Raw genomic sequence first — 23,682 nt, 5'->3', positions numbered from 1 at the left:
ACTCCGAAAGGCGACCATGCACACCGCCCGCTTCACCCTCGACCCCGCCTTCACCGTCGGCGAAGTGAACCCCCGCCTCTTCGGCAGCTTCGTCGAACACCTCGGCCGCTGCGTCTACACCGGCGTCTTCGAACCCGGCCACCCCACCGCCGACGGCCAGGGCCTGCGTCAGGACGTCCTCGCCCTCGTCCGCGAACTCGGCGTGACCGCCGTCCGCTACCCCGGCGGCAACTTCGTCTCCGGCTACAGGTGGGAGGACTCGGTCGGCCCCGCCGAGAACCGCCCCCGCCGCCTCGACCTGGCCTGGCACTCCACCGAGACCAACCGCTTCGGCCTGTCCGAGTACATCGACTTCCTGCGCAAGATCGGCCCTCAGGCCGAGCCGATGATGGCCGTCAACCTCGGCACCCGCGGCGTCGCCGAAGCACTGGAGCTCCAGGAGTACGCCAACCACCCCGAGGGCACCGCCCTGTCCGACCTGCGCGTCTCGCACGGCGACAAGGACCCCTTCGGCATCCGGCTGTGGTGCCTCGGCAACGAGATGGACGGCCCCTGGCAGACCGGCCACAAGACGGCCGAGGAGTACGGCCGCCTCGCCGCCGAGACGGCCCGGGCCATGCGCCAGCAGGACCCCGGCGTCGAACTCGTCGCCTGCGGCTCCTCCAGCCAGTCCATGCCGACCTTCGCCGAGTGGGAGGCGACGGTCCTCAAGGAGACGTACGACCTCGTCGACTACATCTCCCTGCACGCCTACTACTGGCCCGAGGACGGCGACCTCGACTCCTTCCTCGCCTCCGCCGTCGACATGGAGTCCTTCATCGACAACGTCGTCGCGACCGCCGACCACGTGGGCGCGAGACTCAAGTCGAAGAAGAAGATCAACCTCTCCTTCGACGAGTGGAACGTCTGGTACCTGCCCGAGTGGGAGGCCCGCGCCAAGACCTTCGAGCAGCACGACTGGCCCGAGGCGCCGCGCCTGCTGGAGGACAACTACAGCGTCACCGACGCCGTCGTCTTCGGCTCGCTCCTCATCGCCCTGCTCCGGCACGCCGACCGGGTCACCGTCGCCTGCCTCGCCCAGCTCGTCAACGTCATCGCGCCGATCATGACCGAGCCGGGCGGCCCGGCCTGGCGGCAGACCACGTTCTTCCCCTTCGCGCAGGCCGCGCGGCACGGCCGCGGCCGGGTCCTCGACGTCCGCGTGGACTCCCCGACGTACGAGACGCGGAAGTACGGCGAGACCGACCTGCTGCACGCCACCGCCGTGCGCGGCGAGGACGGCACGGTCACCGTCTTCGCCGTCAACCGCAGCCGCACCGAGGAACTGCCCCTGGAGGTCGCGCTGAACGGGCTCGACCTGTCGTCGGTCGTCGAGCACAGCGCCCTCGCGGACGCCGACCCCGACGCCCGCAACACCCTCGACGACCCCGAGCGGGTCACCCCGCACACCGTCGACGGCACGACCCTCCAGGACGGCACACTGACCACCGTCCTGGAGCCGCTGTCCTGGAACGTGATCCGGCTGGCGTGACGGCGCCCGGTCACACCGGCTTGACCGGCACCCCTCCGGCCGCGGCACCCAGCAGGGTCAGCCGTACCCGCCCCGGTCCGGAGGGTGTGGTCCCGTCGGACAGCACCGCCAGCGCCAGTGTGTTGGCACCACGGGTGCGCAGGATCCCGTTCGGCAGCACGAACGTGTGCTGCGGTCCCACGTCGTTGATGTACTGGCCGAGGTTCCAGCCGTTGAGGAAGATCTGCACGCGGTAGGCCCGGCCCGGGTCGTCGTCGAGGACGAGGCCGATCGAGGCGTCCACGCCCGGGTCGACGTCCAGCCGGAAACCCGTGCGGTACCAGGTGACGCCCTGCCGCCGCTCGGCCCGCGGCAGGGCCGTCTCCTTCCACTCCCCGTCGTCGTGCTCCGGCAGGTGCCAGCCCTCGCGCTCCCCGTACAGCCCGCCGTTGTTCATCGGGCCGCGTACCGGGTCGGGCGCGGCGGCGCCCTGGATCCGCCAGGTCACCTCCGGTGCGGCGCCCTCGAAGGTGACGGCGGTCAGCCCGCGCGCGGCCTTGTGCGTGTCGCGCGCCCTGCCGTCCATGTCGTGCTGCATCGGCCGCACGAGCACGGACAGCACGTGGCGGGTCCCGGGCTCCTCCTCCCGCAGCCGCTCGCGCAGTTCCTCCGGCAGGCCGAAGGAGGCCTTCGCCGTCCACGTCCCCTGCCGGGCCCGGCGCCGGTCCGGCACGGGCATGCGGTGCGTGCCCAGCGGTTCCCCGTCCAGCCAGGCCATCAGCAGGCCCTGGGTGCCCGTGCTGTAGGCGAGGGACACCGACTCGACGCCGCCCGCGCCCCTCCACGTGCCCCGGTACCAGACGTCGCCGTAGTGGAAGCCGTAGTCGTCGGCGAAGAGGACGGGCTGCCCGTCGGGCACGGGCGTGGTGCTGAAGGTCGTCGTCCGGTCGGCCGTCGTCCAGTCCGAGTCGTCGAAGTCCGGCTCCGCCTCCGGGTTCTCGGTCCGTCGCCGCCAGCCGTCCAGGGCGGGCAGGGCCGGCCGGGTCACCCCGGGCAGCGGGCGCAGCGCCAGCAGGCTGCCGGAGGCGCTGATCCGCGTGGGCACCGCACGCCCGTTCCACGTCACGTGGGTGATGCCGCGCGGGCCCCACACCTCCAGACCGGTCGCGCCGATGGTGTCGCCGGTGAGGTGCACGGTGGAGCCGCGCAGCTCGGCCGAGCGCAGCAGGGCCGGGCCGTAGACGAGGAGCGGGCCGGACGGCGTCTCGTAGGGCCACAGGCGCAGGGCGGTCGCGTCGTCGGCGAACAGCACCAGCATCGGCGTGTCCACGCCGTCGCCCTCGACCCGCACCCGGCTCAGCCCGCCGGCGCCGAGCGGGGCCGTGATGTTCAGCTTGCCGAGGTTGTACGCCCAGGCCGGCTCCGCGTCCAGCCGCATGGGCGTCGGCTCGTCCGCGCACTCCAGCACGACCTGCGCCATCTCGCCCCGCCGGCCGGTGAACACGGCGATGTCCTGCCGCCCGGCGGTCAGGCTCAGCATGGGCTGCACCGTGGAGTGCACCAGCGTGCGCCGTCCGAGCCGCAGCCCGGCCGCGAGCAGCTTGGCGTCGCGGGCCCCCACGGTGACCGGCACGTCGATCCCCGCGTCCGGCAGCGTCGTGGACACGGCCTCGCCGGTGTCGTTGCGCAGGACGTAGACGTGGGCGCCGGTGTCGGGGTTGGTCAGGTGGTACACCCTGATCCGCTCGTCGGTGGCGCGCACCCGCTTCGCCGGGTCCAGCTTGGCGAGGTCGGGCACGTGGCGCAGCAACTGCCCGATCTGGTGCATCGGGGCGAGCTTCGGGGTGGCGTTGCGGGCCTCGTCGAAGGCGGCCCCGTAGTCGTACGACGTGTAGACCACCGGTGCGGGCAGCCACCCCCACGAGGTGCCGCCGTAGGTCATGTAGACGTTGTGCAGCGTGATGCCGTTGGCGAGGTTGGTCAGGTGGAAGCGCCGCTCGTAGGCCGCGTCCCGGATCCGGCGCGACTCGGCGTAGCCCTTGCCGCCGAACCAGGACCCGCCCCACGGGTCGAACCAGCCCCCGCCGAACTCGGGCACGAACCCGGGCGTGCGCGCACTGGCCGTGGCCCCGCCCTTGGCGCCGCCGGGCCCGAAGTGCCCCCAGTCGGGCGGCACCTCGTCCGGCTCGGGGTAGCCGTCGAACCCGTACAGCCAACGCCCCTTCTCCCCGCCGGTGCCGAACGACCCGGGCGTCCAGTGGCCGTTCCTGCCCTTGTCGTTGTGGAACAGCGGCACGTCGATGCCGTCGGCGCGGACCTTCTCGTACAGGTACGACATGTAGGCGCGCCCGGCCGGCTCGTCGACGTGCGCGTCGTACTCGTTCTCGATCTGGTAGAGCAGCACCGTGCCCGTGCCCCGGGTGAACAGGCGCTTGGCGACGACGGCGTTGACGGCGGTCAGCCACTCGTCGACGTAGCGCAGATACGCCGGGTCGGACGTGCGGGCCGTGCCGTCGGTGGCGGTCAGCCAGCCGGGGAAACCGCCGGCGTCGACCTCGGCGTTGATGTACGGGCCGGGCCGCACGATCACGTACAGCCCCGTCTCGGCGGCCGTGCGCAGGAACAGGTCCAGGTCGCGCACCCCGGTGAAGTCGTAACGGCCGGGCGCGGGGGAGTGGTGGTTCCAGGCGACGTACACGCTGACCGCGTTGTAGCCGTGGGCGCGCATCTTCTCCAGCACGTCCCGCCACAGCGACGGGCTCGGCAGCCGGAAGGGGTGCATCTCGCCCGACCACAGGACCAGGCGGCGGCCGTCGATCAGCAGGGAGTACCGGTCGAAGCCCACCTCGTGCCGCCGGCCGTCCGCGCGCGGCACCGGGGGCGGCGGGCCCGTCGGGGCGGTCCGTGCCGGGTTGGCGGAGGTCGGCGACCCGCTGCCGGTCAGCGCGAAGCCGAGCGCCGCCGTGCCGGCGAGAGCGTGGAAGGTACGCCTGCTGAGCTCCAAGGGAGCGCCTCCTGTTGTGCCATGCCTTGCGTGGTGCGTCATGCCGGGTGCGTGGTGTGCGTGCTCAATGTCTACAGGGTGACCGCGACAATGGTCCTATGAGGATCTCGGCACGTGCGGACTACGCGGTGAGAGCGGTCGTGGAACTGGCCGTCCGGCAGGGCCAGGGGCCGGTCAAGGCGGAGGCCGTCGCCACCGCGCAGGACATTCCCCACAAGTTCCTGGAGGGGATCCTCGGCGATCTGCGGCGCGGCGGTGTGGTCGACAGCCGGCGCGGCGGGGGCGGCGGTTACCGACTGGCCCGGGAGGCGGACCGGATCACCGTCGCGGACGTGATCCGGGCCGTGGACGGCCCGATCGTGTCGGTGCGCGGCGAGCGGCCGACCGGCCTCGCCTACACCGGCACTGCCGAGCCGCTGCTGCCGCTGTGGATCGCGCTGCGGGCCAATGTGCGCCGGATCCTGGAGGGCGTGACGATCGCCGACCTCGCGGCCGGGGCGCTGCCCGAGCCGGTGGAGCGGCTCGCGGCCGAACCGGCGGCCTGGGAGAACCCGTGACGGGCCGCGCCCGCCGCTGAGCGGGCGGCGGGGTCCGGGGTGGTGGGTGATCCTCATCGCGTCCTCGGTGGCCTCGGTCGACGCATCGGTAACGCACCTTATGCGCCCGGCGGCACGGCCGCGGTTCCGGGGCGGCGGCGGACACGCTGCGGGCCCCGCCCCACCTCGGCGGATGCGGAACGGCTGTGAAATGCCGCCCTGTGAATGGCCGGTGACCGCCCTGGCCGCCCCCGGTGGCCCTGCGTACGATGCGACCGCTCCCGGCCTTCACAGCTCCTCCATCGCACGGACACAGGCCGGGCGCACATGCGCTGTCGTCTTGGCATGCTCATGTCTATCTTGATCCACCCCCCACGAACGGATGGGAGAACCATGGCCGGTGGCCTGCTCCTGAGCGGCGCGATCGCCGCGCTGCTCACCAGCGCACTTCCCGCGCAATCCCCGTCCTCCGGGTTCGTCGACCCGCCCCCGGACAAGATCGTCATCAAGGTCGCCACCGTGAACGGCTCCGGCTGTCCCCAGGGCACGGCGGCGGTCGCCGTCTCCGAGGACAACACCGCCTTCACGGTGACCTACAGCGACTACCTCGCGCAGGCGGGCGGGAACTCCGACCCCACCGCGTTCCGCAAGAACTGCCAGCTCAGCCTGATCGTCCACGTCCCCCAGGGCTTCACGTACGCCATCGCCAGCGCCGACTACCGGGGCTTCGCCTCACTGCAGCGCGGAGCGAGCGCCACCCAGCGGGCCTCGTACTACTTCCAGGGCTCCCCGAGCACGGCGCACCGGAGCCACCCCTTCAGCGGCCCGTACAACGACAACTGGCAGGCCACCGACGAGACGGACTGGGCCCAGCTCGTCTACGCCCCCTGCGGTGTCCAGCGCAACTTCAACATCAACACCGAGATCCGGGTCAACGCCGGTACCCAGGCGGCCGACAAGGTCAGCTTCATGACGATGGACTCGACGGACGGGGACATCAGCACGGTGTACCACATGGCGTGGAAGGAGTGTCCGGGCCGGTAGGAGGCCGGGGGCCGGAGCAGGAGCCGGCCCCCGGCGAGGCCGGCCGTCTAGCGCTTCACGCGGTGGCGCAGCAGGACGACGTGCGAGCTGAACCTGCGGGTCTCGACGAGTTCGAGATCCACCCGGCGCTCACTACGGGGGAAGAAGGGAATGCCGCCGCCGACCAGGACGGGGTAGACCATGGCCCGGTACTCGTCGATCAGGTCCAGCTCGGCCGCCTGCGCGGCGAGCGTGGCGCCGCCGATGGCGATCTCGCCCTCTCCCGGCTCGGCCCGCAGCCGCTCGATCTCCTCCGCCAGGCTGCCGGAGGCCAGGCGGGCGGCGCCGCGCACCTCCGACAGGGTGGTGGAGAACACCACCTTGGGAAGCGGGTTCCACAACCCGATCCATTCCAGCTCCGCCTCGTCCGGGGTGGTCTCCTGCTCGGCGGTCTCCCAGTACAGCATCGTCTCGTACAGCCGCCGCCCCATCACGTGGACGCCGACCTGCCGGATGTCGTCGATCCAGTAGCGGAAGACGTCCGGGAGGGGCTCCGACCAGTTGAAATCGCCGTCGGGCCCGACGATGTAGCCGTCGAGCGAGACGTTCATCGAGTAGGTCACGCTGCGCATCGAAGTCCTCCTGGTTGACGGATCCGACCTTACGACCGCCGGGCGAGGCGGAACTCATCGCGACGCGCGCGATCCGGGCAGTTCGCGGTTGGATGAGGCATGGAGTTCTTCTGCTACCACCGTGACCGGCCCGGTTCCCTGCCGCTGCGGGTGGCGCTGGGAGAAGCGCACTGGGCCTACATGGACGCCTACGAGGCGGAGCTGATCGCCCGTGGCCCGACCTTCGCGGCGGACGGCGAGACGCCGACGGGCAGCGTCCACATCGTCGACCTGCCGGATCCGGCCGCGGCCCGGGCGTTCGCCTTCGACGAGCCCAACCAGCAGGCCGGGGTGTACCGGGACGTCCTGCTGCGGCGGTGGCGGAACGTGCTCGGGCGGACCATGTGGGAGTTCCCCGGCGGCCGGTCGGGCGGAAACCGCTACCTCGTGCTCGGCTTCGGCGCGGGGCCGGGTGTGGATCTCGACGTCCCGGCGGCCGTGCGGGACGACCTGATCGCGTACGGGCCGCTGCTGTCCGACGACGGTGCCGTGTGGGTGGGTACGGCGGCACTGGTCCGGGCCGTGGACGCGGAGGCGGCGGGCGCGGCGCTGACCCGGGACGCGTACGCCGAGGTCGAGGTGCACGCGTGGGAGTTCGGGGGGCGGAGGTGAGGGTTACTCGCCGGCGTGCGTGAGGAAGGCGGACCAGGCGGTGGGGGAGACGCGGAGTTCGGGGCCCTGGCGGTTCTTGGAGTCCCGGATGTGGATGGTGTCGGGGCAGGTGGCGACTTCCAGGCAGTCGCCCGAAGCGCTGCTGCTGTGGCTGGACTTGCGCCAGGCGAGGGCGACTTCTACGCAGTCGCCCGAGCCACCGCTGCTGTAGCTGCTTTTGAACCAGGCAAGTTCGCTTGTGCTCATAGGTCCCCTCGCATCCGCTGCAGCAGGCTCATGGAGTCCGTGAGAGTGAGAGCCTGTGAGCGCATCCTGGCATACCGCATCTGGAGCATGCTGACCACCTTTCGGTCAGCGATGAACTGCCCGCTTTCCTGCCCCTCGCAGTAGGCGAACCACTTGTTCTCCGGGGTCTCCAGCAGTTGCATGGGGCCGTCCAGCCCGGCGTGCGCTTCCTGCTCTGTCGGCATGATCTGGATCTCGACGTTCCGCAGCTCGCTGACCTCCAGCACATGGTTGATGAGCCCTCGGGTGACGTCCACCCCACCGTGGCGTCGCCGGAACAGATGCTCCTCCAGCAGGAAGCAGAACGCAGTGTTGGGCCGGTCCCTGAGCAGACGCTGCCGCTCTGCCCGCGCCACCCACTGAGCCTCGATCTGCTCGTCGTCCAATGGCGGCAACTGGTTCCTGAACAGCGTCCGCGCGTACGCCTCGGTCTGCAACAAGCCGGGGATCAGACGGCACTCGTACGTGTACAGCGTGATGGCCACCTGCTCCAGCCGAGCCCACCGCCGAAACCAAGCCGCCAACCCCGGCTGCCGCTCCAGGCACCCCGCGGCCCGTTGCAACGCCCCCGTCCTGCCGAACACCTCCTCCGCGCGCTGCACGAACTCGGGATCCGGCATCCGCCTCCCCAACTCCACCGAAGCCACCGTGTGTTTGGAGAACCGCACGAGTTCCCCGAACTCCTCCCGGCTCAGCCCGGCGTGTTCGCGCAAGCCCTGGACCACCGCCCCGAACGTCCGCAGACTGTCCGACGACTCCGGCTCGCCACCCGTCCCCACCATGCCATCGACCACGGTCGGTCACCTCCCGCAGCATGGTTACGGGACGTCACCGGTACTGTCCAGTCCGTGACCGCGTACGCTGCCGCAGCGTACGCGGCTCCGGCCTGGAGAATCGCCGTTCCCGCACGTCACATTGGGCGCATGACAGCGCCGATCAACCGCAGCACCGCCCAACCTCCGGTCACCGTACGTGTGTTCACGCAACGCCTCAGCTCCACCCCGCGCGGCGCCCGTCTCGCCCGCCGCCTCACGCTGAACCAGCTGCACTCCTGGGGCATCCCCTACGGCTCGGACGTCTCCGACGTGGTCGGGGCGATCGTGGCCGAGCTGGCGGCCAACGCCGTGACGCACGGGCGCGTGCCCGGGCGGGACTTCGCGCTGCGGCTGGCGCTCGTGCCGGGCCGTGTCCAGGTCGAGGTGACCGATTCCCGCAGCGGGCCGCCGCGTCCGCCCGCGCCCGGTGCCGTACGACCGCCCCGGCCCCTCGACGAGCACGGCCGTGGGTACGTCCTCGTCGACGCGCTCGCCGACCGCTGGGAGGTGCTCGACCGTGAGCCGCCCGGCAAGACCGTGCGTGCGGAGGTCGACCTGCCGAAGTGGATCTGCCGCAGTGCCGCGAAATGACCGGGCACCTCTCCGGGGCGGGGCGCCCCGGTTGTTGCTGCGCGAACCATTGACGCGCAAGGGGTTCGATTCTACGTTCCCGTTCGAACTTGCGAGCACTGTTCGATATATCGACCAGTTGTAACACCCCACCGCAAGGAGGACCCCCGTATGAGCCGCACCCCCCTGCGCAGGCGCACCGCCCTGCTCGCCCTCCCGGCCGCCGCCCTTCTGGCCCTGATCCCGAGCACGGCGTCGGCCTACCCGGGCCCGGGCCGTGTCACCGGCGACGTCGTCACGCACGACCCGTCGATGATCCGCACCTCGTCCGGCCAGTACCTGCTCTACGCCACCGGCGGCGGCATCGCCCACAAGACCAGCGGCGACCGCACCGCCTTCCGCAACGGAGCCGACGCCTTCTCCAGCAGGCCGAGCTGGTGGCGGAACTACTCCTCCGTCCCCGAGGCCTGGGCGCCGGACATCTCGTACCAGGGCGGCACGTACCTGATGTACTACTCCGTCTCGAAGTTCGGCTCGAACACCTCCGCCATCGGACTGGCGACCTCCACCACCGGCCAGCCGGGCAGCTGGACCGACCAGGGCACCGTCTACACCTCGAACTCCGCCAGCGACTTCAACGCCATCGACCCGAACCTCTTCGTGAACGACGACGGCAAGTGGTGGCTGTCGTTCGGCAGTTGGTGGACCGGGATCAAGATGATCCAGATCAATCCCGCCACCGGGAAGCAGCTCGGCTCCAACACCACCCGGTACTCGCTCGCCTCCCGCCCCACCGGGACCAAGGCCGTCGAGGCGCCCTTCATCGTGAAGCGGGGCGGCTACTACTACCTCTTCGCCTCCTACGACACCTGCTGCGCCGGCACCAGCTCCACGTACAAGGTGAAGGTCGGGCGCGCCACCAGCGTCACCGGACCCTACGTCGACAGGAACGGCGTCTCGCTGATGAACAACGGCGGCACCCCCGTCCTCGAATCGCACGGCAGCGTCATCGGCCCCGGCGGCCAGTCGATCCTGAAGGACACCGACGGCGACCTGATCGTCTACCACTACTACGACGGCAACGACAACGGCACGCCCAAGCTCGGCATCAACCTCCTGAACTGGAGCAGCGGATGGCCCGTCGCCTACTGACCCTGCTGGCGGCCCTGCTGCTGGCGCTGTCCGTCCACCAGCCCTCCGCGAGTGCCGCCTCCTTCACGAACCCCGTCAAGTCCGTCAAGGGCGCCGACCCCTGGATCTCGTACCACGACGGCAACTACTACCTGGTGACGACCAGTTGGACCGACGTCATCACCATCCGCAAGTCCACCACCCTCGCCGGGCTCGCCACCGCCCCCAGCGTCCAGGTGTGGAAGGGCGACGCCGCCTCCCGCTGCTGCAACATCTGGGCGCCCGAGCTGCACTTCCTCAATGGCCGCTGGTACCTGTACTACGTCGCCGGACAGAACGTGTCCGACTACAACCCCACCCAGCGCAGCCACGTGCTGGAGAGCGCCGGCTCCGACCCCATGGGGCCGTACACCTACAAGGGGCAGCTCAGCAGCGGGTGGATGCTCGACCCGAGCGTGCTGAACGTGAACGGCCGGCTCTACATGCTGGGCAGCGCCATCACGGGCGGGACCCAGAACCTCGTCGTGGCGCCGATGTCCAACCCGTACACCGTCAGCGGCGCCTACTCGACCATCTCGACACCGACGTACGCCTGGGAACGGCAGGGCGGCACGGTCAACGAGGGCGCGGAGGTGCTCCAGCGGGGCGGCCGGACCTTCCTGATCTACTCCGCGAGCGGCTGCTGGACGCCCGACTACAAACTCGGGCAACTGGAACTGACCGGCTCCGACCCGCTGTCCGCGTCCTCCTGGACGAAGAAGTCCACACCCGTCTTCCAGCGCAGTGATGCCAACGGGGTGTACGGGCCCGGCCACAACGGCTTCTTCACCTCACCCGACGGCCGTGAGGACTGGATCGTCTACCACGCCAACGACGCGGCCTCCGAGGGCTGCGACAACGGCCGTACGACCCGCGCGCAGAAGTTCACCTGGAACGCCGACGGCACGCCGAACCTCGGCACGCCGGTGCGGCTCGGCGCCTCTCTCCCCGGGCCTTCCGGGGAGCCGTCCAGCGCCTCCACCACGTACACGGTCACCAACCGCAACAGCGGCAAGTGCCTGGACGTGACGGGTGGTTCCACGGCGGACGGCGCCAATGTCGCGCAGTACACCTGCAACGGCAACGCCAACCAGCGCTGGCACCTGGAGGACCTCGGCGACGACACCCACCGCCTGGTGAACGTCGCCACCGGCAAGGTCCTCGACACCGCCGAGTGCTCCTCCGCCGACGGCGCCGACCTGCGCCAGTGGTCGTGGCTGAACAACACCTGCCAGCGGTTCCGCTTCGTGGCCACGGACGGCGGCTTCGTCCGCATCACCAACCAGGCGACGGGCAAGGTCGCCGACGTGGCGAACTGCGGGACGGCGGACGGGGCGGACGTACGCCAGTGGTCATGGCTGAGCAACGCGTGCCAGCAGTGGAAGCTGACGGCCGTGTAGCGCCGCCCCTGGGGGCGCGGGGAACCGCGCGATCAGCCACGACGGCCCCGCACCCGCCGGACTACCCCGCCTGCCCCATCCCCGCCGCGTTGGGCCAGCTCTGCGCGGCGGGCCACCCCGTGGCCGGCGCCGGTGTCAGCCCGTTCGTGCCCCGCACCTGCGCGGCCGTCAGGCCACCCCGCGCGGGAACACCGGGCGGCGTGGGACCGGTGAACGGCGCGGCCACCGGCTGGGGAGCCGGCTGCGGCACCATGGGCTGGGGCACCTGCGGCTGCGGCATCTGCGGGACCGGCTGTGGGTGCGGCTGCGGCAGCTGCGCCGCGGCCGGCATCGGCATCCCACCGCCCGCGCCCGCCGGCACGGCGGACGCGGCGGCGGGGAGCGGCATGCCGATGCCGGCGGCCGGGGCGGGGACGGGGGTGGGCATCGGGCTGGGCATCGGCGCGGCGGGCGCCGGCGCGGGGGCAAGGCCCGGGCCGCCGGAACCCGCGCTCGCGGCGGCCGGGACCGGGGCCGGGACCGGGGTCGGAACCGCCGCCGGGCCGGTTCCGCCCGGCCCGGCCGCCATGGCCTGCGCCGCCAGCCCCCGGGTTCCCGCCCCGTTCGTCTCGCTCACCAGCCGGTCCACGGCCGCCGTACCCGAGCTGTAGCTGGTCCCGTTGCCCAGCTCGGGTACGGCGGCTCCCCTCCTGGACGTCCCGTAGAGCACCTGTTCCAGGCCGGACACCAGGCGACGCACGTCCACCTGGGGGCGCACCACGAGTCGCAGGAAGCGGCTGGACGAACCGATCTTGTTGCCGCACTCGCGGACCAGGATCCGGTGCTCGGTGAGCATCCGGTCCCGGACCACGGTGCCCTCCGCGCCCACGGGCAGGCGCACGAAGAGGAAGTTGCCCTGGGACGGGTAGACCGTCAGCCCGGGCAGCGCGGAGAGCTGGGAGGCCATGTCGAGCCGGTCCCGGCGCACCTGTTGCAGGCTCTGCGCGTACTCGGCGCCGTGCTCCTTCAGCATGAAGACGACGTGCTCGGCGAAGGAGTTGAGGTTCCACTTGGGCAGCATCGAGCGGACCCGGCCCGCGAGCGCCGGGTTGGCGACCAGGTAGCCGAAGCGGATGCCGTGCAGGCCGAAGTTCTTGCCGAGGCTGCGCAGGACCACGACGTTGGGGCGGAGCATCGCCTCCTGCACGACGGACGGTTCGGCCTCGGCGTCCGCGAACTCCAGGAACGACTCGTCGATCACGACGAGGTCGAGGTCGGCCATGGCGTCCATGAACTGCACGACGGCGTGCTTGTGCAGGAAGCCGCCGTCGGGGTTGTTCGGGTTGCAGATCACGGCGACGCGGGTGCCCCGGGCGCGGATGAACTCGGCGTACTGGGCGAGGTCCAGGGCGAAGCCGCTGGACTCCTGGAGCGGGAACATGTCGACCCGCTTGCCGGTCTCCATGGGCTGGTCGGTCCAGCGGCCGAACGTGGGGACGGGGACGGCGAGGGACTCGCGGACCAGCAAGTGGTCGATCCAGGTGATCAGTTCGGTCGAGCCGTTGCCCATGGCCACGCACTGCGGCGGCAGCTGGAGCAGGCTGCACAGCTCGGCCGTGATCGTGTCGGCGCTGCTCGGGTAGTACGTGATGATGTCCCGCAGCCGGGCCGCCATGTCCTCGAACATGGCCGGGGTGGGGAAGTAGGGGTTGCAGGGGATACAGAAGTCCACGGGACCGGCGCCCTCGCCGCCCTCGCGGGTCAGAGCCGCCATCGACGGGCTGTGTGCCGCGGTACTGCGGAACAGCGACGTGACGTTGTCGGCCATGGAACCTCCGTAGGGGGCGGGCCCGTGGGGGACGGCTGGACCCGACGTTCAAGGGCGGCCCGCGCGGGGGAGCGCGGGCCGCCCTTACATACGGAGACTCCGGTGACGTCGTTCAACCGCTGAGGCTTCCCTCAGAAAGTTGTGTGCCACCTGTGAAGACGGCTGAAGACGGCCGGAGGGCCCGGATCAGCAGCCGAACGTGTGGATCGTGGTCGTCCGGTAGGTCTGCCCGGGCCGCAGCACCGTCGACGGGAACGACGGCTTGTTCGGCGAGTCCGGGAAGTGCTGCGTCTCCAGGCACAGCGCGTCGCCCTGCCGGTAGGTGCGGCCGGACGGGCCGGTGAGCGTGCCGTCGAGGAAGTTGCCGGAGTAGAACTGCAGGCCCGGCTCGTTCGTGGCGATCTTCAGCGTGCGGCCGGAGGACGGGTCGCGCAGGGTGGCCACGTGCTCGGGCCGGGCGGTGATGCCCTTGTCCAGCACCCAGTTGTGGTCGAAGCCCTTGGCGGTCACCAGCTGCGGGTGCGAGACGCGGATGTCCCGGCCGATCGGCTTGGCCTTGCGGAAGTCGAAGGGGGTGCCCGCGACCCTGGCCAGCTCGCCGGTGGGGATCAGGCCCGCGTCGGTGGGGGTGTAGCGGGAGGCGGCGATGTGCAGCTCGTGGTCCTCGATGGTGCCGCTGCCCTCGCCGGCCAGGTTCCAGTACACGTGGCTGGTGAGGTTGACGACGGTGGCCTTGTCGGTGGTGGCTTCGTAGTCGATGCGCCAGTCGCCGTGCTTGGTGAGGGTGTACGTCACCTTCGTCTTGAGCGTGCCCGGGTAGCCCATCTCCCCGTCGACGCTCGTGTAGTACAGGTACAGACCGACGTCGGAGCCCTTCACGAACGGCTCGACGTCCCAGACGCGCTTGTCGAAGCCCTTGGCGCCGCCGTGCAGGCTCTGCTCGCCGTCGTTGACGGACAGCTGGTGGGCCTTGCCGTCGAGCGTGAACCTGCCCTTGCCGATGCGGTTGCCGTACCGGCCGATCAGGGCGCCGAAGTACGGGCTCTTGGCGACGTAGTCCTCCATGTTGTCGAAGCCCGCGGAGACGTTGGCGTAGCGGCCCCGGCGGTCGGGGATCTCCAGGGACTGCACGATGCCGCCGTAGGAGAGGACCTTCAGGCGGGTGCCACCGTTCTCCAGCGACCAGCTGTGGACCTTGGTGCCGTCGGCGAGCTTGCCGAAGAGCGTCTTCACCGGCTTCCTGCCTCCCGTGGCGTGCGCCGTGCCGCCGAGCGTGGTGGCGGCCATGCCCGCCGCCGCGGCTCCCACGATGACCGTGCGTCTGTTCAGTTCCATGTGCGCGGCTCCCGATGAGGAAAGGGCCCCGCCTTCCGGCGGGGCCCGAGCTGACTTACGAACCGACCTTGCGCTTGTTCCACACGTCGAACCCGACCGCCGCCAGCAGCACCATGCCCTTGATGACCTGCTGCCAGTCGGTGCCGATGCCGACGAGGTTCATGCCGTTGTTCAGCACGCCCAGGACCAGGCCGCCGATGATCGCGCCGAGGACGGTGCCGACACCGCCGCTCATCGACGCGCCGCCGATGAACGAGGCCGCGATCGCCTCCAGCTCGAAGTTGAGGCCGGCCTTGGGAGAGGCCGCGTTGAAGCGGGCGGCGAAGACCAGACCCGCCAGGGCCGCGAGCATGCCCATGTTCAGGAAGACCAGGAAGGTGACCTTCTTGTCCTTCACACCCGACAGCTTGGCCGCCGGGAGGTTGCCGCCGATCGCGTAGATGTGGCGGCCGATGATCGCGTTGCGCATCACGTAGCCGAAGCCGACGAGCAGCACGCCCAGGATGAGCAGCACGATCGGGGCGCCCTTGTAGCTGGCCAGCAGCAGCGTCAGCGTGAGGATGGCCGCGCCGATCGCGACCAGCTTCAGCAGGAACAGCTTGGCCGGCGGGACCTCCAGGGCGAACTCCTGCTGCCGCTTGCGGTCACGGACCTCCTGGAAGATCACGAAGGCGATCATCGCGAAGCCCAGCAGCAGCGTGAGGTTGTGGTAGTTGGTGTTCGGGCCGACCTCGGGCAGGAAGCCGTTGGCGACCTTCTGCAGCCCGTCCGGGAACGGGCCGAGGGTCTGGCCCTCCAGGAAGATCTCCGTCAGACCGCGGAAGATCAGCATGCCCGCCAGGGTCACGATGAACGACGGTATGCCGCCGTACGCGATGAAGAACCCCTGGACGGCGCCCGCGACCGCGCCGACGGCGAGGCACAGCACCACCGCGAGCGGCCACGGCATGTCCTGTTTGACCATGAACACGGCGGCCATCGAGCCGACGAACGCCGTCAGCGAGCCGACCGACAGGTCGATGTGGCCCGCGATGATGACCAGCATCATGCCGATCGCGAGGATCAGGATGTAGCTGTTCTGCAGCACCAGGTTGGAGACGTTGCGCGGCAGCAGCAGGTCGCCGTCGGTCCACACGGCGAACAGGACCACGATCAGGCCCAGCGCGATCAGCATGCCGTACTGCCGCATGTTGCGGCGCATGCCGTCCAGCACCAGGGCCAGCAGGCCGTCGCCCGCGGCCCCTCCGCTCCTGCCCGGCGGCGCGGGGGCCGGGCTCTTTGCGGTCACGTCCGTGCTCATCGGGATACCTCTTTGTCCTTCGTCATCTGACGCATCAGCGATTCCTGGGAGGCCTCGGCCCGCGAGAACTCACCCGTCAGCCGCCCCGCGGCCATCGTGTAGATGCGGTCGCACATGCCGAGCAGTTCGGGCAGCTCGGAGGAGATGAAGACGACCGCCTTGCCCTGGGCGGCCAACTGGTCGATGACCGTGTAGATCTCGTACTTGGCGCCGACGTCGATACCGCGCGTCGGCTCGTCCAGGATCAGCACGTCCGGACCCGAGAAGATCCACTTGCTGAGGACGACCTTCTGCTGGTTGCCGCCGGACAGCTTGCCGACCGGCTCGAAGACGGTCGGCGCCTTGATGTTCATGGACTTGCGGAAGCCCTCGGCGACCTGCCGCTCCTCGTGCTCGTCGACCACACCGCGCCTGGCGACCTTGCCCAGGGCGCTCAGCGAGATGTTGCGGTTGATGGTGTCGATGAGGTTCAGGCCGTAGTGCTTGCGGTCCTCGGTGACGTACGCGATGCCGTGCTTGACCGCCTCGGGGACGGACTTCGTACGGATCTCCTTGCCGTCCTTGAGGACCATGCCGCCCGCGTACCGGCCGTAGGCCCGCCCGAAGACGCTCATGGCGAGTTCGGTGCGGCCGGCGCCCATCAGGCCCGCGATGCCCACGATCTCCCCGCGGCGCACGTGCAGCGACACGTCGTCGCACACCTTGCGCTGCTGGTCGATCGGGTGGTGCACGGTCCAGTTGCGGATCTCCAGGGCGGGCGCGGCGCCCTCCTCGGGCTCGTGCGGCGACCGCTCCGGGAAGCGGTGCTCCAGGTCGCGGCCGACCATGCCGCTGATGATCCGGTCCTCGGTGGTCTCCGGCGCCTTCACGTCGAGGGTCTCGATGGTCTGGCCGTCGCGGAGGATCGTCACCGAGTCGGCGACCTTGCGGATCTCGTTGAGCTTGTGGGAGATGATGATCGAGGTGATGCCCTGCTTCTTCAACTCCAGGATGAGATCCAGGAGTTTGCCGCTGTCCTCGTCGTTCAGGGCCGCGGTCGGCTCGTCCAGGATGAGCAGCTTCACCTTCTTGGACAGGGCCTTGGCGATCTCCACGAGCTGCTGCTTGCCCACGCCGATGTCGGCGACGCGGGTGTCCGGGTGGTCGGACAGGCCGACCCGGCGCAGCAGTTCGGTGGCGTGCCGCAGGGTCTCGGTCCAGCTGATGATCCCCCGGGTGGCGTGCTCGTTGCCGAGGAAGATGTTCTCCGCCAGGGAGAGGTAGGGCACCAGGGCCAGCTCCTGGTGGATGATCACGATGCCGCGCTCTTCGCTGGCCCGGATGTCCTTGAACCGGCAGACCTCCCCCTCGAAGAGGATGTCGCCCTCGTAGGTGCCGTGCGGGTGGACACCGGAGAGGACCTTCATCAGGGTCGACTTGCCGGCGCCGTTCTCCCCGCAGATGGCGTGGACCTCGCCCTGCCGGACGGTCAGTGTGACGTCCGACAGCGCCTTGACGCCGGGAAAGGTCTTGACGATCGAGCGCATTTCCAGGACGGGTCCCGCCATGGTCGTGCCTTCCAATCAGTGGTGAATCGTCGGTGGGTGGCGGGGCTTACTTGAGGTCGCTCTCCTTGATGTAGCCGGAGTCGACGACCTCCTTCTGGTAGTTGCCCTTGTCGACGGCGACCGGCTCCAGCAGGTAGGCGGGGACGACCTTGGCGCCGTTGTCGTAGGTCTTGGTGTCGTTGACCTCGGGCTTCTTGTCGTTCAGCAGGGCGTCGACCATGTTGGAGGCCACCTTCGCCAGCTGGCGGGTGTCCTTGTAGACGGTCATCGACTGCTGGTCGGCGATGATCGACTTCACCGAGGCGACCTCGGCGTCCTGGCCGGTGACGATCGGCAGCGGCTTGCTCTTGGAGCCGTAGTCGTCCGACTTCAGGGCCGACAGGATGCCGATGGAGATGCCGTCGTAGGGGGAGAGGACGGCGTCGACGCGCTGGCTCTTGTAGGCCGAGGTCAGGATGTCGTCCATGCGCTTCTGGGCGGTGCCGCCGTCCCAGCGCAGGGTGGTGACCTGGTTGAGCTTGGTCTGGCCGGAGCGGACGACGAGCTGCTTCTTGTCGATGTAGGGCTGCAGGACGTTCATCGCGCCCTGGAAGAAGTAGCGGGTGTTGTTGTCGTCGTTGGAGCCGGCGAACAGCTCGATGTTGAAGGGGCCCTTCTTCGACGAACCAGAGCCGTCCTTCAGGCCGAGCTTCTCGACGATGTAGCTGCCCTGGAGCTCGCCGACCTTCTCGTTGTCGAAGGAGGCGTAGTAGTCGACGTTCTTCGTGCCGAGGATCAGGCGGTCGTAGGAGATGACCGGGATGTTCGCGTCCTTGGCCTGCTGGAGCACGTTGTTCATCGACTTGTTGTCGATGGCCGCGACGATCAGCGCCTTGACGCCCTGCGTGATCAGGTTCTCGATCTGCGAGACCTGCTGGTCCGGGTCGTCCTCGCCGTAGACCAGCTGGGTCTTGTAGCCCTTGGACTCCAGGTCCCTCTTGACGTTGTTGCCGTCGGCGATCCAGCGCTCGGAGGACTTGGTCGGCATCGCGATGCCGATGGTGCCGCCCTTGGCGCTGTCCCCGCTCTCCTCGCTGCCGCCCTCGCTGTTCTGCCCGCAGGCGGACAGGGTCAGGGCGAGGGACGCGGCTCCGGCTATGGCGGCGAGGGCGGCTCTGCGGTTTCGCATGATCATCATCCTTGATCTGTGTGCGGGGCTCGGTCTGGGAGGCCCGAAGTCGCTCCGGGGGTCGTGCCGGAAAGACCGAGAGGAGGTGTGTGGGATTGTGGTCGGCTGTGTCGTCTTTTGTAAGAAGAGTTTCCGGAACGTTATGACGAGATTTCGAACCGTTGCAGAGCGCCGGGCAGTCGCGAGCCCAGCGGCGCCATGTCACCGTCGGCTCCGTGACGGGCCAGGAGGTCGAGGGCGAGCCGGCCGCGCCGCACCCGTTCCTTGGCGGTGGCCAGGGTCAGCTCCCGCATGTGGTGCCCGTAGGGGTAGATCCCGGGCGCCTTCGACAGGCCGAACTTCAGGTAGAGCGGTGCGCCGCGCCGGATCAGCTCGGCGACCTCGTACATCCGGACGTAGCCGCCGAGGTCGTCGGGGGCCTCGATGTACATGTCCATGGGAGCGCCGGACACCCGGCGGATCTCGGTGAGGTGATCGAGCGTCAGGTCGCTGGGCACATTGACCGAGTCGGCGCCGAGGCGCTCGTAGACGGCGTAGGCCGCCGGGTTGACGGGGCCGATGAGCGCGCTCACCTTGAGCGTGGTGTCGGCCGGGATGATGCCGGCCGCGCGGGCCCGGTGCAGCGTCCACAGCACGCCCTCGTCGGCGACGAGCAGACACTTGACGCCCAGCTCCGTGGCGCGGACGGCGTCTTCGACACAGCCGGCGACGGCGTCGTGGCCGCGGGCGCGCAGTCCGGCCCCCCGCGAGTCGGTGCGCGTGGAGCCGCCGATGTCCCAGGTGCCGCGCGGGCCGGTGAACAGGCAGAGCTCGATGTCGCGTTCGGCCGTCGCCTCCACCATCTCGGTGATCTCGGCGTCGGTCAGCATCCACACACCGCTGCCCTGGCTGATCCGGTGGATCGGCACGTCCAGCCGCGAGGCCTCCTTCAGGACCACGGCCAGCGCCTCGGGGCCCTCGCAGGAGGGGATCTCGGTGCGCCAGCGGCCGCCGCCGGGGAAGGAGTGCGGCGAGGCGTCGGCGGGGTCGAGGGCGGGCGCGTTCAGGCCCAGTGCGGTGAGCGCCTGCTCACCGGGCCTGCGGGCGGCCGGGGCGGAAGCGTCGGTCACAGGAATGTCCTTCGGTTCGATATTTCGGACGAGGTTCGCGGCTCGGAGTGCGGCAAGGCTGGGTGTACGCCGGTACGGGAGCCGTCAGGTCGCCCCCGTACCGGCGTACGTCTACGGGCGGAGCAGCACCTTGCCCACCTTCGGATCGCCGGCGCCCACCAGCTCGATGGCCTGCGAGAACTCGGCGAGCGGCAGCTCGTGCGTCACCAGCGGCAGCGGGTCGAGCAGCCCGGCGGCGAACACCCGCACGGTGTGCGCCCAGGCGTCCGGCGGAGCACCGAAGACGGTGTGCACCTCCAGTTGCCGCACGACCAGGTCGGTCGGGTCGAGGCCCTCGGCGCCCGGGGCCGGGATGCCCGTCAGGACCAGCCGGCCCCCGCGCCTGAGCAGGGCGGCGGAGATCCGGGCGGCGTCCGCGGACCCGGCCGTCTCGATCACCACGTCGACGTCGTCCGGGAGCTGCTGGTCCTTGGTCCGGAAGTCCGTGGCGCCGTAGTGCCGCGACAGCGCCTCACGGTCCCGGCGGGTGCCGACGACCAGCAGCTCCGCCGGCGAGTTCGCCTTCAGGAACTGCACGGCGAACATGCCGAGCGTGCCGGTGCCGACCACGGCGACCTTCTCGCCGGGCCGCGCGTTCGCCTTCAGCGCGGCGGCCGCGATGCACGCGGCGGGCTCCAGCAGCGCCGCGGCCGTGAGGTCGCAGCCGTCCGGGAGGACGTGCAGCAGCCGCGCCGGAAGGGTCAGCGTGGCCGCCATCGCGCCCGGCTGGGTGAACCCGGTCTCCTCGTACCCGGCCGAGCACAGGGTCGTGTCGCCCGCGTGACAGCGGTCGCAGACCTGGCAGTTGCGGAAGCCCTCACCGACGACCTTGCGGCCGACCAGGGAGGCGGGGACGTCCGCGCCCACGGCCTCCACCGTCCCGGACCACTCGTGGCCCGGGGTGAGCGGGTAGCGCACATAGCCCTCGGGGCGGTTGCCCTGGTACACCTCGCGGTCGCTGCCGCAGATGCCGGAGGCGTGCACGCGCACCAGGGCCTCGCCGGCCCCGGGCCGCCGGGGCTGGTGCGGGACGAGACGGTGCTCGCCCGGGGCGTCGATCACTACCGCGATGCTCACGAGGCGCCTCCGGTTTTCGAAGGTTTCGGTGGCCGGCTCCGGGTTTCCGGGGGCCGGACGGTCACTGGGTGCCCTTGGGCTTGCGCTGCTCCCAGCCCTCCGCCCAGAGGTCGAAACGGGCCTGCTGCTGCGGGAACTCGGCGGCGGCGTCGACGTCCAGCTCCACGCCGAGGCCCGGGGCGTCGGACAGGTGGAAGCAGCCGTCCTCCGGGTTCACCTGCGGCGCGCCCTTGACGACCTTCTTGATCTCCGCGTCCGCGAAGTCGTTGAAGTGCTCCAGGATCTTGAAGTTCGGGGAGGTGAACCCGACCTGGAGGGAGGCGGCGGTCAGCACCGAGCCGCCCACGTTGTGCGGAGCGACCAGCATGTAGTGGGTCTCGGCGGTCGCGGCGAGCTTCCGGGTCTCCCAGATTCCACCGATGTGGCCGACGTCCGGCTGGATGATGTCGACGGCCTGGTTCTCGAACAGCTCCCGGAACTCGATCCGGTCGTGGATGCGCTCGCCGGTGGCGACCGGCATGTCGACCTTGGCGGCGACCTTCTCCAGCGCCTTCAGGTTCTCCGGCGGGACCGGCTCCTCCAGCCACGCCGGCTTGAACGGCGCCAGCTCCTTGGCCAGGCGCACGGCCGTGGCCGGGGAGAAGCGGCCGTGCATCTCCAGCATCAGCTCGGCCTCCGGGCCGATGGCGTCCCGGACCGCCTCGATCAGGGAGACGGCGTACAGGGTCTCCTTGTGGTCCAGCTCGAAGTGGCCGGTGCCGAAGGGGTCGATCTTCAGCGCCCGGTAGCCGCGCTCCATGACCCCCTGCGCGGCCTTGTGGTAGGCCTCCGGCGTCCGCTCGGTGGTGTACCAGCCGTTGGCGTACGCCTTGACCTTGTCGGTGACCTTGCCGCCCAGGAGCTGCCAGACGGGGACGCCCAGGGCCTTGCCCTTGATGTCCCAGCAGGCCATCTCGATCACGGCGATGCCCGACATCACGATCTCGCCCGCACGGCCGTAGTCGCCGTACTTCATCCGCTTGACGAGGTCCTCGACAGCGAACGGGTCGGAGCCGAGAATGTGGTTGACCTCGGCTTCCCTCAGGTAACCGAGAAGGGCGTCGGTGTGTCCCAGCATCCGGGTCTCGCCGACTCCGGTGATGCCCTCGTCGGTGTGCACCTGGACGTACGTCAGGTTGCGCCACGGCGTCCCGACCACGTGTGTGCTGATTCCGGTGATGCGCACGGCGATTGTCCCTCGCAGCTTCGTCGGCTCAGTTTCCGTCAGTTTTCCGTCCGTGTGCGCGTCCTGCTGTGTTCGAGATTTCGGCACACGTTCGAAATGCTGGCGTGACAGTAAGGACGGGGTGGTGGGGGTGTCAATGGGTCGCGCGCATAACGGTTTCGACAGTTTCGAAACCACCGGCGGGGTGTGTCCCTACAGAACCTTCACAGCTGGATCTAGGAACGTGACCCGCGCGGAACTTAATCTTCCCGCGTCATGGACTACTGCGACCCGTGCCGACGGCACCTCAACGGCGCGCTGGCCTGCCCCGGGTGTGGCACCTCAGCGGAATCGCTGCGCTGGCGTGAGCCCGGCCGGGGCGCGTACGACGGCGATGCCGGCGACGCTGCCGAGGGGGTCTCCGGCGACACGGTCGACGAGGCCGATGACGAGCCCTCGGGGCGTGCCGCGCGCCGGCGTGGCCAGGGTCCGGACGGTGACGGCCCGGGCGGGTCGACCCGGCGGGACCGCAAGGCGGCGGCACACCGCCGGCGGCGGCGCCGGACCCTGTTCGTCGCGGCCGGGTTCGTCCTGGCGGCGGGCGGACTGAGCCTGGCGGAGCTGGGCATGGACGCGCACGAGCCGGCACCGAAGCCCGCGGCGGCAGGTGGGGAGTCGGCGGACGGTGACGCCACCGAGGTCGAAGTGGGCGAGCAGGAAGCAGATCCCGCCGCGGACACCCTCCCTGAGGACTCGTCAGCAAGCCCCTCGGCGAGCGCGTCCGACTCGCCGTCGGCCTCCGCGTCCCCGAAGGACGGGACGTCGGAGTCGCCGGAGGGGGAGGAGGCGACCAAGGGCCCGGAGTCGGCCCCGGCCGGCACGTCCCCCAGCCGCCCGCCCTCCGCCCCCACGACCGCCCCGCCCGCCCCGGCACCGACCGAGACCTCGGACCCGACGACCCGCCCCCCGGACCCGGAACCGTCCCCCTCGGAGACCTGCGACCGGTTCCTGTGGTGGTGCACGTAGCGCCTGACAGTGGGCGGGGGGTCGGGGCCGCGCCGGGGGGTGTCCGTCCTCGGAACGGCGCGATGGGGTTGCGTGCCGGCTGACTGTCCGTCGACGCGCCAACCGCTGCGGGCGGACACCCCCCGACACGTCCCCTTCCGTCGTCCGGCGGGTGCGGGAACGTCTCGGCTGCCGCCCAGATCCGCCCTGTAGCCGCCGCAGCGGGAGCCGGTCCCCGCGCCCGGGCTGTGCGGGCAGCCTGTCCGCACAGCTGCGGGCAGGCGCGCCGCTGGGGGCGATGGGGGTCACCCTGCTCGAGCGAAGCCGAGAGCTTGGGGGAGGGTGGGCGCAGGGGCGCCTCGTCGCGCCGAGCGGTGCGACGCCACGGCCCCGGCGATGACCCCGAGCACCTCGAAACGCCGGGGGCGGGCAACGGTCCGACGGGGGCGTCACCCCGAGCACCTCGAAACGCCGGGGGCGGGCAACGGTCCGACG

At 70.4% G+C, this 23,682-nt stretch carries 20 protein-coding genes; 8 read left to right on the top strand and 12 right to left on the bottom strand.

Annotation, left to right across the window (positions count from 1 at the left end):
* Positions 1-16 precede the first annotated feature (16 nt).
* Positions 17-1,531: an arabinosylfuranosidase ArfA gene (gene arfA, locus ABTZ58_RS10570; RefSeq protein WP_351353274.1), complete on the top strand. Its 1,515-nt coding sequence runs from the start codon at positions 17-19 to the stop codon at positions 1,529-1,531.
* A gap of 10 nt (positions 1,532-1,541) precedes the next feature.
* Here the strand turns inward: arfA and ABTZ58_RS10565 are convergent, their stop codons facing one another.
* Positions 1,542-4,514 (bottom strand): glycoside hydrolase family 35 protein, encoded by a 2,973-nt coding sequence (locus tag ABTZ58_RS10565; RefSeq protein WP_351353271.1) that lies wholly within the window; start codon positions 4,512-4,514, stop codon positions 1,542-1,544.
* 98 nt (positions 4,515-4,612) lie between these two features.
* Here ABTZ58_RS10565 and ABTZ58_RS10560 point away from each other — a divergent pair, with 98 nt between their 5' ends.
* Positions 4,613-5,071 (top strand): RrF2 family transcriptional regulator, encoded by a 459-nt coding sequence (locus ABTZ58_RS10560; protein ID WP_309093498.1) that lies wholly within the window; start codon positions 4,613-4,615, stop codon positions 5,069-5,071.
* Positions 5,072-5,443: 372 nt separating this feature from the next.
* Entirely contained in the window at positions 5,444-6,094 is a 651-nt protein-coding gene (locus tag ABTZ58_RS10555) for a DUF4360 domain-containing protein (RefSeq protein WP_309093499.1), read from the top strand.
* Between the two features lie 47 nt (positions 6,095-6,141).
* Here the strand turns inward: ABTZ58_RS10555 and ABTZ58_RS10550 are convergent, their stop codons facing one another.
* Positions 6,142-6,705 (bottom strand): dihydrofolate reductase family protein, encoded by a 564-nt coding sequence (locus ABTZ58_RS10550; protein ID WP_351353267.1) that lies wholly within the window; start codon positions 6,703-6,705, stop codon positions 6,142-6,144.
* 99 nt (positions 6,706-6,804) lie between these two features.
* Between ABTZ58_RS10550 and ABTZ58_RS10545 the strand changes: the two genes are divergently transcribed.
* Positions 6,805-7,356, top strand: coding sequence for a YciI family protein (locus ABTZ58_RS10545; protein WP_351353264.1), 552 nt, complete (start codon positions 6,805-6,807; stop codon positions 7,354-7,356).
* A gap of 3 nt (positions 7,357-7,359) precedes the next feature.
* Here ABTZ58_RS10545 and ABTZ58_RS10540 read toward each other — a convergent pair whose 3' ends face one another.
* On the bottom strand, positions 7,360-7,602 hold the full coding sequence (locus tag ABTZ58_RS10540) for a DUF397 domain-containing protein (protein WP_351353261.1): 243 nt from the start codon (positions 7,600-7,602) through the stop codon (positions 7,360-7,362).
* Positions 7,599-8,423 (bottom strand): helix-turn-helix domain-containing protein, encoded by an 825-nt coding sequence (locus ABTZ58_RS10535; RefSeq protein ID WP_351353669.1) that lies wholly within the window; start codon positions 8,421-8,423, stop codon positions 7,599-7,601. Before ABTZ58_RS10535 ends, ABTZ58_RS10540 begins: the two co-directional genes overlap by 4 nt.
* 141 nt (positions 8,424-8,564) lie before the next feature.
* Here ABTZ58_RS10535 and ABTZ58_RS10530 point away from each other — a divergent pair, with 141 nt between their 5' ends.
* The 3 genes from ABTZ58_RS10530 (at position 8,565) to ABTZ58_RS10520 (ending at position 11,596) form a co-directional block, all read left to right on the top strand.
* Complete coding sequence (locus ABTZ58_RS10530) at positions 8,565-9,047, top strand: ATP-binding protein (protein ID WP_351353258.1); 483 nt, start codon at positions 8,565-8,567, stop codon at positions 9,045-9,047.
* Between the two features lie 150 nt (positions 9,048-9,197).
* A complete protein-coding gene (locus ABTZ58_RS10525; RefSeq protein WP_351353256.1) occupies positions 9,198-10,178 on the top strand; it encodes an arabinan endo-1,5-alpha-L-arabinosidase in 981 nt (326 codons plus the stop codon).
* A complete protein-coding gene (locus ABTZ58_RS10520) occupies positions 10,160-11,596 on the top strand; it encodes a family 43 glycosylhydrolase (protein WP_351353253.1) in 1,437 nt (478 codons plus the stop codon). Before ABTZ58_RS10525 ends, ABTZ58_RS10520 begins: the two co-directional genes overlap by 19 nt.
* 61 nt (positions 11,597-11,657) lie before the next feature.
* Here the strand turns inward: ABTZ58_RS10520 and ABTZ58_RS10515 are convergent, their stop codons facing one another.
* The 8 genes from ABTZ58_RS10515 to ABTZ58_RS10480 form a co-directional block, all read right to left on the bottom strand.
* Positions 11,658-13,403, bottom strand: a complete 1,746-nt coding sequence (locus ABTZ58_RS10515; RefSeq protein ID WP_351353250.1) for a pyridoxal phosphate-dependent aminotransferase — start codon at positions 13,401-13,403, stop codon at positions 11,658-11,660.
* A 186-nt stretch (positions 13,404-13,589) separates the two neighbouring features.
* On the bottom strand, positions 13,590-14,738 hold the full coding sequence (locus ABTZ58_RS10510; protein ID WP_351353247.1) for an aldose epimerase family protein: 1,149 nt from the start codon (positions 14,736-14,738) through the stop codon (positions 13,590-13,592).
* Positions 14,739-14,793: 55 nt separating this feature from the next.
* Complete coding sequence (mmsB, locus tag ABTZ58_RS10505; protein ID WP_309093507.1) at positions 14,794-16,038, bottom strand: multiple monosaccharide ABC transporter permease; 1,245 nt, start codon at positions 16,036-16,038, stop codon at positions 14,794-14,796.
* Positions 16,035-17,585, bottom strand: a complete 1,551-nt coding sequence (gene mmsA, locus ABTZ58_RS10500) for a multiple monosaccharide ABC transporter ATP-binding protein (protein WP_351353243.1) — start codon at positions 17,583-17,585, stop codon at positions 16,035-16,037. The genes mmsB and mmsA overlap by 4 nt, the downstream gene beginning before the upstream one ends.
* Before the next feature lie 46 nt (positions 17,586-17,631).
* Positions 17,632-18,753 carry a multiple monosaccharide ABC transporter substrate-binding protein gene (gene chvE / locus ABTZ58_RS10495; RefSeq protein WP_351353240.1) on the bottom strand — a complete coding sequence of 374 codons (1,122 nt, stop codon included), beginning with the start codon at positions 18,751-18,753 and terminating at the stop codon, positions 17,632-17,634.
* A 140-nt stretch (positions 18,754-18,893) separates the two neighbouring features.
* Positions 18,894-19,862, bottom strand: a complete 969-nt coding sequence (locus ABTZ58_RS10490) for a glycosyltransferase family protein (protein WP_309093510.1) — start codon at positions 19,860-19,862, stop codon at positions 18,894-18,896.
* A 111-nt stretch (positions 19,863-19,973) separates the two neighbouring features.
* Positions 19,974-20,978 carry a zinc-dependent alcohol dehydrogenase gene (locus tag ABTZ58_RS10485; protein ID WP_351353236.1) on the bottom strand — a complete coding sequence of 335 codons (1,005 nt, stop codon included), beginning with the start codon at positions 20,976-20,978 and terminating at the stop codon, positions 19,974-19,976.
* Between the two features lie 61 nt (positions 20,979-21,039).
* Positions 21,040-22,203 carry a mandelate racemase/muconate lactonizing enzyme family protein gene (locus tag ABTZ58_RS10480; protein ID WP_309093512.1) on the bottom strand — a complete coding sequence of 388 codons (1,164 nt, stop codon included), beginning with the start codon at positions 22,201-22,203 and terminating at the stop codon, positions 21,040-21,042.
* Positions 22,204-22,458: 255 nt separating this feature from the next.
* On the opposite strand from ABTZ58_RS10480, the gene ABTZ58_RS10475 reads away from it, so the two are divergent.
* Positions 22,459-23,208 (top strand): SCO2400 family protein, encoded by a 750-nt coding sequence (locus ABTZ58_RS10475; RefSeq protein ID WP_351353232.1) that lies wholly within the window; start codon positions 22,459-22,461, stop codon positions 23,206-23,208.
* Positions 23,209-23,682: the final 474 nt, after the last annotated feature.

The sequence above is a fragment of the Streptomyces sp. NPDC094143 genome (assembly GCF_040303825.1).
Lineage (GTDB): Bacteria > Actinomycetota > Actinomycetes > Streptomycetales > Streptomycetaceae > Streptomyces.
Note: the sequence above shows the minus strand (reverse complement) of the source record. Positions and strands in the feature narration are given on the sequence as shown.